General features: G+C 38.1%; 8 protein-coding genes. 3 read left to right on the top strand and 5 right to left on the bottom strand.

Features of this window, described 5'->3' with window-relative positions:
* Positions 1-5 precede the first annotated feature (5 nt).
* The 5 genes from BTO11_RS02760 to BTO11_RS02780 all read right to left on the bottom strand — a co-directional run bounded on the left by BTO11_RS02760 (position 6) and on the right by BTO11_RS02780 (position 6,312).
* Complete coding sequence (locus BTO11_RS02760; RefSeq protein WP_105051148.1) at positions 6-806, bottom strand: hypothetical protein; 801 nt, start codon at positions 804-806, stop codon at positions 6-8.
* A 56-nt stretch (positions 807-862) separates the two neighbouring features.
* Complete coding sequence (locus BTO11_RS02765) at positions 863-1,420, bottom strand: NADPH-dependent FMN reductase (RefSeq protein ID WP_105051149.1); 558 nt, start codon at positions 1,418-1,420, stop codon at positions 863-865.
* A 171-nt stretch (positions 1,421-1,591) separates the two neighbouring features.
* Complete coding sequence (locus tag BTO11_RS02770; protein WP_105051150.1) at positions 1,592-1,831, bottom strand: hypothetical protein; 240 nt, start codon at positions 1,829-1,831, stop codon at positions 1,592-1,594.
* A 174-nt stretch (positions 1,832-2,005) separates the two neighbouring features.
* Positions 2,006-5,248, bottom strand: coding sequence for an efflux RND transporter permease subunit (locus tag BTO11_RS02775; protein ID WP_181135823.1), 3,243 nt, complete (start codon positions 5,246-5,248; stop codon positions 2,006-2,008).
* A gap of 11 nt (positions 5,249-5,259) precedes the next feature.
* The gene (locus BTO11_RS02780) at positions 5,260-6,312 is read right to left on the bottom strand and encodes an efflux RND transporter periplasmic adaptor subunit (RefSeq protein ID WP_146105452.1); all 1,053 of its coding nucleotides are present in this window, start codon (positions 6,310-6,312) and stop codon (positions 5,260-5,262) included.
* 348 nt (positions 6,313-6,660) lie between these two features.
* On the opposite strand from BTO11_RS02780, the gene BTO11_RS02785 reads away from it, so the two are divergent.
* From BTO11_RS02785 to BTO11_RS02795, 3 genes are all read left to right on the top strand, one after another.
* A complete protein-coding gene (locus tag BTO11_RS02785; protein ID WP_105051153.1) occupies positions 6,661-8,262 on the top strand; it encodes a hypothetical protein in 1,602 nt (533 codons plus the stop codon).
* A 202-nt stretch (positions 8,263-8,464) separates the two neighbouring features.
* Positions 8,465-10,039 carry a hypothetical protein gene (locus BTO11_RS02790; RefSeq protein ID WP_105051154.1) on the top strand — a complete coding sequence of 525 codons (1,575 nt, stop codon included), beginning with the start codon at positions 8,465-8,467 and terminating at the stop codon, positions 10,037-10,039.
* Between the two features lie 459 nt (positions 10,040-10,498).
* A complete protein-coding gene (locus tag BTO11_RS02795) occupies positions 10,499-12,523 on the top strand; it encodes a PKD domain-containing protein (RefSeq protein WP_105051155.1) in 2,025 nt (674 codons plus the stop codon).
* Positions 12,524-12,529 lie beyond the last annotated feature (6 nt).

A 12,529-nucleotide genomic window follows, 5' to 3' on the forward strand; every position in this document is an offset into this window, starting at 1 on the left:
CTTAGTTATTGAATAGAATTAGGGTGGCTGTCCAAGTTATCAGCATCGTCCAAGTTATCAGGAGCATTTTGCTTATCAGTTATGTCTTTATATATTAAAGACAATACGCCTATTTCTATTATTGCAACGGCTCCCCAGATTAATGCGACACCTACAGAATAAATATAGGAATCATAGCTAGGTATAAAGCTTATTATCGTATCAGTGATAACTGGCAATAGACCTACACCAACAAAAAGCTTACCTGAATAGTCATCTGAAACCTGCCAAGCACCATGAATTGATAAGCTATGATCTAGTGCAGCTGAAGGTAAAACAATCGCTAACCTAGACCAAAAAAATGCAATTATTAAGGTTGTTATCAAACCTATACCGAAAAGAATATATTCATTCTCAGTACTTTCAGTAATCCCTATTAAATACCCCCCAATAACAAGCATAATAGCGATACCAATCAATAGCATAACTAGGTTCAGCACTATAAAATTTTTAACAAAACGAAAGTCTCTTCTCGTTAGTTTAAACAATTCTTTTATCGTGGCATGTTCATTTAAAATAAACGTTCTATGAGTATGAACAATCGACTTACCTAAAATGATAAAAAAAGTGATGATGCTAATAAAAATCAGAGATACATAAGAGAATGTTAATTTTGCTGAAGGTTGTTGTATTCCAATGTTTAAGGTGTATAAAACAATGCTTATTGCTCCCAACATAATAAAGGTTGGGATAAAGTTTTTAAGGAACAATATTTTATTTTGACTAAATATATAAAAAGCCTTAATGATTATTTTTTTAATTTCCATATTTAAATTCACTCTAGTTATTTTATTTTATAAGACTCACGCAATAAGTTAGCGTCTTAAGCTTCAATTGCAATACAAAACTCAACAAGCGCTTTGGTTAATAGATTCGCCAACTCTTCATTTTTAGTAATACCGATACTATCTAATTCACTACCTAATAAAGGGATAGAAACACAGGCTTGTTCAATTATATTTCCAGACATAGTGACAAGAACCTCCCGTAGAGACTCTTGAGCATGCGATGCTCTAGGCGAGGTATTGATCAGCATAATTGGCGTATTGGGGAACTCTGCGCTACTGACTAACCAGTCAAGGGCATTTTTTAACGGGCCGCTAATACCATGAGCATATTCAGGCGTTGCCAGTATTAATCCGGCGCAGTCATTTAGAGATGACTTTAGCTTTTCTAACGCGGGAATATGTTCATTTTCACGGTCAGGATTAAATAGCGGTAACTCACTAATATCGCCTACAACTATATCTACACTTACACCTGCATTTACACCTGCACCTACATGACTAGACGCCAATGATTTTAGTGCATGTATTGCAGCGGTATTGTACGACACCTTACGAAGGCTTCCCGACAACGCCAAAATCTTTAACTTTTCCATTTACTACGTAACTTCCCAGTGGTGGCATTGAACCATTCGACTTTAACCATTAGATCATGCACAGCGATAAGTTTTATTCTTATGTGATTTTTAACAAATTATATAACCTATTACTAGGCATAAAAGTTATTTAAACATAGAGGTAGCATTGGTGAAGTTGAAGTATAGGGATTAGGTTTTTTGTTCTGCTTTTTGGCTGAATATCACTTTGGGTTTTGCCGGCAACGCAAGATTAATAGAGGAAACATTTACAGCAGAGCTTAGCGGCGTAAAAACTAATGAGCAAAATAGAAAAGTAGTTAACAGCATTAATTTCGATGGCTTAGGTAAATAGCTTTTTCCCTCAAGACCAATGGCTAACATGTCTAATGCGGTTTGGTATTCTTCTTTTTTGCTTTTATAGCGTTTCATACAGCCATCCTATTGCAATAAACCCCAGTTAGCGTGCTTTCCTTAATACCTTACTAACTGGGGCTAAATTTTCTATTTACAATATTCTGCTTTAATAAACGCTTTTACTTAAAGCTTACAGCTGTGGCGAAGCCATTCTTACAGCTCGCTCTACAGCTAGTGGCGAAGCCATTCTTACGGCTCGCTCTTGTCTTTCTTACTGCGATAATAAGCAATAGGAATAACAATCAGTGTCAGCACTGAAGACACTGCCATACCAAATATTAACGAGACCGCTAAGCCTTTAAATATTGGATCTGACAAGATAAACAAGGCACCTATCATGGCAGCGAGTGCCGTTAATATAATTGGTCTGGCACGCATTTTAGCCGAGGCAACCACTGCCTCTTTTAAATCCACACCTTGGGCTAATTGTTGCTCAATAAAGTCCACCAGCAAAATAGAGTTACGCACTATTATTCCAGCGAGTGCAATCATACCTATCATAGACGGTGCGGTAAATTTAGCGTCCATAATCCAATGTCCTGGGAATATACCAATCATAGTTAACGGAATTGGCGCCATAATAATTAACGGCAAACGGTAGTTTTTAAACTGACCAACAATTAACAAATAAATAAGTAACAAACCCACACCATAAGCTATGCCCATATCGCGGAATGTTTCATAGGTTATTTGCCATTCACCATCCCACTTTATTGCATTGGTATAAGGTTGATCTGGCGCTTGAGTATAGAATATTTCCACCTCTGGATTTTGCTCTGAAAACGAACCACCAGCTTCAAACATGCCGTACAAAGGACTGTCCGTGTCGCCAGCCATATCAGCCATAACGTAAATCACAGGACGTAAGTTTTTATGATAAATAGGTTGGTCTTGTGTGACTTGCACTATCTCAACAAATTCACTTAATGGTACTAATAACCCTTGGTCATTTGCCATTTTGGTATTCAACCAAGCCTGCATATTTGCCTTATAAGTAACATCACCAGACACAATAATTGGCGTTGGTGTATTGCCCAATCTGTCATGTAAATAGCCAATTGGCTCGACTGATAACAACTGATACAACATGCTTTGAGCTTGCGCTTTTACAATACCAAGCTGCTGCGCTCTTTGTTGATTAATCACCACTTGCCATTTAACTTGTTGCGCTGCAATTGTGGTGTCGGTATCAACTATTTCATTGGTTGTATTAAATGCATTTAACAGAGCACTTGCCGTTTGTTCTCGACTCGCCTGGTCTGGGCCATAAATCTCAGCCACAATTGGCGCTAACGTTGGTGGGCCAGAAGGCTCTTCCACCATTTTAAAGTTAGCATTAAGTTTATTGGCTATCGGCAATAACAACGAACGCATTTGTTTGGCTAAGTCATGGCTGCCTTCGTCACGATCTTTGTTGCCAACAATAGTTAACGTGATCTCACCTTGGTGCGACATAGCACGCATATAATACTGACGTACTAAACCGTTAAAGGTAATTGGCGCATTGGTGCCAGCATATAACTGATAATTCACCACGTAATCTTGTTTAGCCAACTCAGACGACATTTCTTGCAACACAGCTAACGTTGTTTCAACCGTTGTGCCCTCTGGCATATCAACGGCAATTTCCATGGTCGCCTTGTTATCAAACGGCAGCATTTTTAATAACACTAACCCAGTTACGGGCAATACCATGACGGCGATCATTAATGTCACTATGCCAACAAACAACTTCCACTGATTAGTCAGCGAGTCTTTTGCTGTAATAAATTTACTTAAGAAATTACCCGCAATACGGCCAATAACATCGGCTGACTCTTTATGCTGTGTATTTTTATCATCGACTACAGCTTTACCATCAGTATTATCGTCTTTGTGTTCGCCTTTTAATAAACGCACAGCCAACCAAGGTGTAATGGTGAAAGCAATAACCAGAGACAACAACATGCCAGTACTGGCATTAATGGGAATAGGGCTCATGTACGGCCCCATTAAACCAGACACAAACGCCATAGGTAACAAAGCCGCGATAACGGTAAAGGTAGCCAGAATAGTTGAGCCACCCACTTCATCAACCGCTTTAGGAATTAACTCAACTAACGACTCTTCAGGATGAGAGTGTTGGCGGCGATGGATATTTTCCACCACGACAATAGCGTCATCCACCAAAATACCAATTGAGAAGATGAGCGCGAACAAGGAGATCCTATTTAAGGTAAAGCCCCAAGCCCAAGAGGAAAACAAGGTAATTAATAACGTAAGGCCAACCGCCAATCCAACAATAATCGCCGCGCGTTTACCCAGAAAAAACAACACTAAAATAACTACAGCCATAGTTGCAAACAGCAGTTTTTGAATAAGTTTATTGGCTTTTTGTTGTGCGGTTAAACCGCTATTACGAGTCACACTATATTGAATATTATCGGGTATAACTTTGCCTTTTAATGCCTCTGCGGTGTCCAGCACTGCATTAGCAACATCAATCGCGTTTCTACCTTCTTGCTTGGCCACACTTAAAGTAACCCCTGAATGTAAACCTGTGCTTTCAACCGATGCTTGGCCAAAACCCATTTGTACATAACTGGTTGGTTTTATGCTGGACAAACTAATGTCAGCAATATCGCGTAAATAAACTAATTTAGTACCTTGGCTAACGCCTTGTTCAGACGAGGGCTTTGCAAAGACAACTAAGTCTTTTACATCTTGTTCATTGGTTAAAAACTGGCCTATTGCCACCACCACATCTTTATTATCAGTTTGAATAGGTAGCTCTGGTGAATGTCCACCAAATTGCTGCAAAGCACTTAACACCGCTCTAACATCAACACCAAATGCTGCTGCTTTTACCGGGTCAATTGTCACGTTTACTGCATTTTGTGCGTAGCCGGTCACTTCAATATTTCGGCTACCCTCAACACGTTGTAATACCTGGCTTACCGAAGTCGCAACCTGGCCAATTTGTGTTTGGCTAACGGAAGCATCGTCGCTCCAAAAAGTAAGACTCACAATTGGAACGTCATTTATTCCTCTTGCTCTAACCGCCGTCTGACCCACACCATATTGCTGCGGCCAATACAGCTCTGTCATCACCTGATTCCAGGTTTTCACTAACGCTTCTTGACGTTTAATACCCACGGTAAATTGCACAGTAACAACCGAACGACCTTGCATAGACACACTGTAAACGTCTTCTACACCAGCCATTTGTGACATGGCATTTTCAGCTTTTATCGAAATCTGTTGTTCTACTTCACCACTGCTTAACCCCGGAGCCGAGATAAACACATCAACCATAGTCACGTTGATTTGTGGGTCTTCTTCTTTTGGGGTAATTAAAATCGCAATTAAGCCTAAAATCACAATCATAATTGCAAACAAAGGTGTAATTGGATTGTTTAGCGATAACTTCGCAATACGTCCTGAAATGCCCATATTATTCACCTTTATTCAGATTCTGACGAAAGCAGTTTTGCACCGTTAGCCGCCACTTGTTCTCTAACCGACAAACCAGACAAAATCTCTATCACCTGATTATTTTTATCTGCCATAAACTTCTCACCCAACAGCACCTGACGTAACGCATAAGTCTCATCTAACTTTACATAAACCGCAGACAAGTCACCCTGGTTAAACACCGCACTGATTGGTACTACTAATGCAGAACGCGGGTCGGTTTTAACCGCCACTTTAATAAAACTACCTGGGCGTTGGTTAAAGTCATCTTTGTTAATATTGGCTCTTACTAAAATGGTATGGGTTTGAGTATCTAAATTTGGCGCTATGGTTAAATTGCTTAATGTTTTCCAGCTACCATTACTGGTTTGTGCCAATAACGTTTTTGTGGTTTCTACATCTTTGATCAGAGAATTTGGCACATGCACAATCAGACGGTTTTGGTTTAATGCAAACCCCGTTAACAGCGCTTGACCAAAGTTTGCAGTTTCCCCCACTTCAATATGACGCGCAGTGACCACACCAGAATATGGTGCAATAATCGTTGTATAGCTGAGTTGTTGTTTTACTTCTGAGATTTGAGCTTTCGCTAAACTAATATTGGCACTAGCAACATCTACGGCGCTAGACGCTTTGGTGATATCGTTTTGACTAACAAAGCTGTCTGCCGCCAAACCTTTTAATCTTTTAAATTCACTTTTGGCTTGTGCCTCATTTGCCTGAGCCACTTTAAGTGATGCATTCGCCTTAGCCAATTGTGCTTTTAATTCAGTGTCGTCCAGTTCAATAAGCACTTTGCCTACGGCCACCTGATCATCCACATCTACATAAATCTTTTTAACTTTGGCATTGACTTGAGCAGACACCGTTGACTCATTAATCGCCTCAACATGGCCATTTAACACAACTTTAGAATCTAATTGAATACGCTTAGCCGCAACAAATTCAATCTCTTGTGTCTGTGCTGAACTCGCTATTGCGCTGCTTGCTGTTAAAGAGCTAAGTAAACTGATAGCTAAGGTGAATAAGTGTCTAATTTTCATAATAATTCTGCTTTTAATTAAGTTACTTTGACTGCCTGCCAAAATAATAGACCAATATTGATTAAATAATAGAAGTTATAATATATTAGAAATTACTAATACACAAAATAAAAGTGACCCCAAAAGTTAACGCCATTAGGCACAAACAACAAATCACCACAAAAATCACAGCCCAAACTAGCTTCACCGCACATATTAATTTCACTGATTTTTTAATATAGGGAAAACCCTTAAATAACTAAAAAATTGTATTTAACTGCTTGAATATAATCCAAAGTCACTTAATATACGCCGCAACTAAACATTGTTTTTTACGGACAATACTTTCAATATCAATAAGGATAATCAATGACTTCTTATAAATTATACAAACCTCTATTTTTATCACTAAGCTTAGCGCTTGCAGGTTGTGGCGGCGGCGGTGACGACGATGAAACTCCTGAAGTAACAACTCCTGAAGTAACAACTCCTGAAAGCACGCTTTCAGTTGCTAACCCAATTGCTGACATAGAGTTGATTTTTGGTGAAAAATTAGAGTTCAGTATCGCAGACGACACGTGTGTTGACAGTAACGGTGCCGATATTACTTATAACTTAACTCTTAGCAATAATGTTGGTCTTTCATTAGTTGGCTCTACAATAACTAGCTTTACAAGGTTAGAGGGTGTTGCAGATGAGATTGGTGTCGTTAGTGTAACTGCTACTTGTAGCACAGCTACTGACACGTTGACGGATGCATTTACCGTTACCGTTGTTGAATCTGAATTCTCGCCAACTGTTTCATTATCATTCCCATTAGCGGTTGGTAAATATAACGAAGACTCACTTGATATGTTTGGTAACGTTGAAGCCGCTACAGGTACTACGTTAAATTCAGTAACTGTTTTTGTTGACGATGTTGAAACTGCAACCACATTAAACGCAGATAAAACGGCATGGCGTGTTAGTGATGTGACAATTGATGCCAGCTCTATAATTGATCAAAAGATCACTGTAGTGGCAGATGCAACCATAACGGCAACTAGCGCAAGTATTCAAAAATATGAAGAAGTCTCTCTGACTAATGACTTATTTAAAACGACTATCTACGAAAATATTTCTGATATCGCAGTAAATGACGCAACTGATGATATTTATGTACATTCAGATGGGAAGTACTTAAATCTTAATAAATTTAATTTAACTTCAGGATCTAACAGTGCATTCAATTACACACGTGATGCAACTTATGGAAACTCAGCCATTACAAGTATTGCAACAGACTCTGAAAACTTATATTTAAGTACTGCCACTGCAGTTACAAAAATTGATTTATCAACCAATATTGAAACTATTCTTTCTGATATTAATAACGGTACAAGTAGCTCTGCTGATCCAGAATTTATTTTTGATATCAATTTTACAGCTCTAAATGGTTTATTATATGCAGCTGATAATACTGCGAACGAAATATATACAATTGATCTTACAACAGGGGATCGTAATACTATATTTACACAACTTTCTTTACTTTCTATAAAGGTTAATTCGGCAACAAACACACTATATGCAGCTGTAAATTCTCCAATTGATGACACAACAACGATAGGTTCTTTAAATGCAACGTCAGGTGTTTATAAAGAAGACTTGGCTACAATAGATGCTAAAGGCCCAATAACTGATTTTGCAATTAATGAAGTTAATAATGAATTATTTTTTGTTGACAGTACTGGTAACCTTATAAAAGTTGCATTAGACACTAATACTCAAACTACAATCGTTACTGCTTTATTTAGTGTGGAAGCTGCTTTCAATACTACATCACCTTTAACTGGTCTTCATTACAACACTGAACGTAATGTAATCATTGCCGCAGGTAGAGATGCTGACGGTACTAACAAGCTATTAGTGATTGACCCAGTATCTGGTGATTACGCTAAAGTAGCGGCTGGTACAGTTGATGCTGATTAAGCTATAGCACTAAATGTGAGATGCTGAATAAAAGCTAGAAGCAATTTGCTACTAGCTTTTTACAAGCTATCAGTTACGAGATTTTTATTACAAAATAATAAAGCCGCTGTTTACATTAATTCAAGATAAAGTACTTAGATTGATGTAAACAGCGGCCTTTTTTTTTTACGGACAATACTTTCAATATCAATAAGGATAATCAATGACTTCTTATAAATTATACAAACCTTTATTTTTATCACTAAGCTTAGCGCTTGCAGGTTGTGGCGGCGGCGGTGACGACGATGAAACCCCTGAAGTAACAACTCCAGAAAGCGCTCTTTCAGTTGCTAACCCAATTGCTGATATAGAATTAATTTTTGGTACACCGTTAGATTTCAGTATCGCAGACGACACGTGTGTTGACAGTAACGGTGCCGATATTACTTATTCAATGAACTATAGTAATAACCTTGGTTTTACATTATCTGGCACTTCAACCACTAGCTTGACGAATTTAAAGGGGTTAGCAAACTCAACTGGTGTCGTTAATGTAACTGCTACCTGTAGCACAGCGACTGAAAGCTTAACGGATGCATTTACCGTTACCGTTGTTGAATCTGAATTCTCGCCAACTGTTTCATTATCATTCCCATTAGCGGTTGGTAAATATAACGAAGACGCTATTGATATGTTTGGTACCGTTGAAGCAGCTACGGGTACTACGTTAAATTCAGTAACTGTTTTTGTTGACGATGTTGAAACTGCAACCATATTCATATTAAACACTGCTAAAACAGCATGGCGTTTAGAAGATGTGACACTTACTGACGATTCGAAGGTCACAATAGTAGCAGATGCAACCATAACGGAAACTAGCGAAAGTATTCAACAATATGAAGAAATTTCTCTGACTAATGATTTATTTGCAACGACTATCGACGAAAATATTTCTGATATCGCAGTAAATGACGCAACTGATGATATTTATGTACATTCAGATGGGAAGTACTTAAATCTTAATAAATTTAATTTAACTTCAGGATCTAACAGTGCATTCAATTACACACGTGATGCAACTTATGGAAACTCAGCCATTACAAGTATTGCCACAGACTCTGAAAACTTATATTTAAGTACTACCGCTGCAGTTACAAAAATTGATTTATCAACCAATATTGAAACTATTCTTTCTGATATTAATAACGGTACAAGTAGCGATGCTGATCCAGAATTTATTTTTGATATCAATTTTACAGCTCTAAATGGTTTATTATATGCAGCTGATAATACTGCGAACGAAATATATACAATTGATCTTACAACAGGGGATCGTAATACTATATCTACACAACCTTCTTTACTTTCTATAAAGGTTAATTCGGCAACAAACACATTATATGCAGCTGTAAATTCTTCAGTTGATGACAGAATAAGGATAGTTTCTTTAAATGCAACGACAGGTGTTTTTATATATGAATTGGCTTTAATAGATTCTAAAGGCCCAATAGCTGATTTTGCAATTAATGAAGTTAATAATGAATTATTTTTTGTTGACAGCACAGGCAACCTTATTAAAGTTGAATTAGACACTTACACGCAAACTACAATCGTTACTGCATTATTTAGTGTAGAAAATGCTGAGACTGCTATATCACCTTTAACTGGCCTTCATTACCACACTGAACGTAATGTAATTATTGCCGCAGGTAGAGATGCTGACGGTACTAACAAATTATTAGTGATTGACCCAGTATCTGGTGATTACGCTAAAGTAGCGACTGGTACAGTTGATTAAGCTATAAGCTATAAGCTATAAGCTATAAGCTATAAGCTATAAGCTATAAGCTATAAGCTATAAAAATAGTTTTTAGCGAAAAGTACCACTTACAAGCTTTTTATTACAAAAGCATAAGGCCGCTGTTTACATTAATTCAAGATAAAGTACTTGGATTGATGTAAACAGCGGCCTTTTTTGTCTTGTTGCTTTGTTCTTTTCTCCTTTGCTTCTTTGCTCCCTTGTTCCCTTGTTCCTTTGCTCCCTTGTTCCTTTGCTTCATTGTTTTTTTATTCTTTGCCAAGAGCTAAGTGTGATTTGTTAAGTGCTTTTGTGTGCTTAATAACCTAGCCAGTCACTTTCTACAAAATCACCTCATAAAACACACTTTTATTCGCTTGCTGTAATAACGTGAAATATTAATATTTTTAGCTTATCTCTATAATCACGCAGAAGAAATACAACAATAATGGATAACCAATGACTTCTTATAAACTGTATAACACTTTACTCTTATCGCTTAGCTTAACTCTAACTGGTTGCGGAAGTGATAATGACGATGCAGAAATACCAACTGAGACTACAGCCGAAACGGTCACAGAAACAGATAACGGCACTACTCCTCCAGAAGCTACTCCAGAAACGACGACGCCTGAAGGGACGCTTTCACTGGCTAACCCAATTGCAGATATGACGTTAATAGCCGACACAGCTTTAAACTTTTCTATCCCGGAAAATACCTGTGTCCACACAACAGGCGAGAGTATTAATTACTCTATGAGCCTGGCTAATAACGCTGGCTTTACATTAACTAACTTTACACAGCTAACAGGCAAACCGACTGAATTAGGTGTGGTCACTGTAACGGTTACTTGTAGTACAACTGCTGCAACTTTCACTGATGAATTTACAATTACCGTTGTAGACTTTGAAGCAGCGCCTGCTGTTGAAATAGATGCACCTAGCTTTGCTAGAGCTAATGAAACGTTCACGTTAAAAGCAGTAGCAGAAGACGTTAATTTATCTGGCTCAATTGTCTCTTATTCATGGGAAGTAACAACTGACGAGACCATTGTTTTAATAGGTAATGACACCTCAACTGTCTCATTTACTACTCCAGACACTTCAGTACAAACAACAGCTACGCTTGAAGTAACCGTCACTGACAATGATGGCGATACCACAACACAAGCCGTTACCATTGACTTAATATCGATCAATGCTCCAGAGATATCACTGTCTTTTCCATTCTCGTTAGGTACATACAATGAAGATGAAATTGATATGTTTGGTTATGCTGGTTTCAATGACCCACATAACCCTGTTACTGTGACGACTGTGTCTCTAACAGTTGACGACACGCCTTACACAGCAACTGTTACAGACACAACATGGCGGGTTAAAGATGTAATAATTACTGACACTTCAAAAATCACAATATTAGCAACAGCATCGGATGGCTTCATTAATTATGAAGAGGTCACTCTAACCAATGAGTTATATGAAACCACTATCAACAATAATATTGCTGATATTGCAGTAAATGAATCAACGGATGAAGTGTATGTGCAAGTTAGCGGTGCAAACCCTGGAGACAATCAACTTACGCGCTTTAACTTAACTTCTGCGGTTAATAGTCTTTTCACGGTTAATCAACCAGATAATTATGCCTACAGCGACTCAGCTGCAACAAGTATCGCACTTGATTCTGAATCGGATACCTTATTCGTTAGTTACTCTAATGCTATAAGTAAAATAGACTTAAGCACTGGGAATGAAACTATTTTATCGGATGCAGACATAGGTACAAATCATTCAACTGAAACACCAAACCTTGCTATTGATCTTAGTTATGATTCCACTAGTTCATATCTATATTACGCTAACCTAAGCACTGTCATACTAGACCAGAAAATTAACTATGTTATTACCGAAGATGCCCAATACCCAGATCAAAATGGCGGCTTAGTAACTGAAGTGGTTGGCGACCGACACTGGTATTTGACAGTAAGAAAACCTACATCGATTATCACCTATGGTGATCAGATTTATTTTACATATGGTTATAGCAACTCTGATTCAGGGACTATAGGGGCATATACTAATGGTTCAACTGGTCTAACAAAAACACTCCATACAGTTGAAAGCCCTGCTAACGGTGGTAATGGAGGCGCTATTTCTGACCTGACAATAAATGGAGGTGGCGATGAACTCTACTTTATAGATGGCTCTGGTGATTTAGTTAAACTTACACTAGAGCTTTCACGCAATCCACCAGACTATGAAGAAGAATCCGCTGTAACGGCGGTAACTACAGTAGTTGAAAATTTATTTAGTGTGGAATCAATTGCTGATGACACTTCACCATTAATCGGCCTTCATTACGACACGACACGTAATGTAATTATTGCGGCTGGTAGAGATGCTGACGGTACTAACAAGCTATTAGTGATTGACCCAGTATCTGGTGATTACGCTAAAGTAGCGACTGGTACAGTTGATTAAGCTGTA

Origin of the sequence: Psychrosphaera saromensis, from assembly GCF_002954545.1 — a bacterium.
GTDB classification, from domain to species: domain Bacteria; phylum Pseudomonadota; class Gammaproteobacteria; order Enterobacterales; family Alteromonadaceae; genus Psychrosphaera; species Psychrosphaera saromensis.

Excerpts from the sequence above, each read along its gene's own strand:
- BTO11_RS02760 (WP_105051148.1), bottom strand. The coding sequence starts at position 806 with ATGGAAATTAAAAAAATAATCATTAAGGCTTTTTATATATTTAGTCAA.
- BTO11_RS02765 (WP_105051149.1), bottom strand. The coding sequence starts at position 1,420 with ATGGAAAAGTTAAAGATTTTGGCGTTGTCGGGAAGCCTTCGTAAGGTG.
- BTO11_RS02770 (WP_105051150.1), bottom strand. The coding sequence starts at position 1,831 with ATGAAACGCTATAAAAGCAAAAAAGAAGAATACCAAACCGCATTAGAC.
- BTO11_RS02775 (WP_181135823.1), bottom strand. The coding sequence starts at position 5,248 with ATGGGCATTTCAGGACGTATTGCGAAGTTATCGCTAAACAATCCAATT.
- BTO11_RS02780 (WP_146105452.1), bottom strand. The coding sequence starts at position 6,312 with ATGAAAATTAGACACTTATTCACCTTAGCTATCAGTTTACTTAGCTCT.
- BTO11_RS02785 (WP_105051153.1), top strand. The coding sequence starts at position 6,661 with ATGACTTCTTATAAATTATACAAACCTCTATTTTTATCACTAAGCTTA.
- BTO11_RS02790 (WP_105051154.1), top strand. The coding sequence starts at position 8,465 with ATGACTTCTTATAAATTATACAAACCTTTATTTTTATCACTAAGCTTA.
- BTO11_RS02795 (WP_105051155.1), top strand. The coding sequence starts at position 10,499 with ATGACTTCTTATAAACTGTATAACACTTTACTCTTATCGCTTAGCTTA.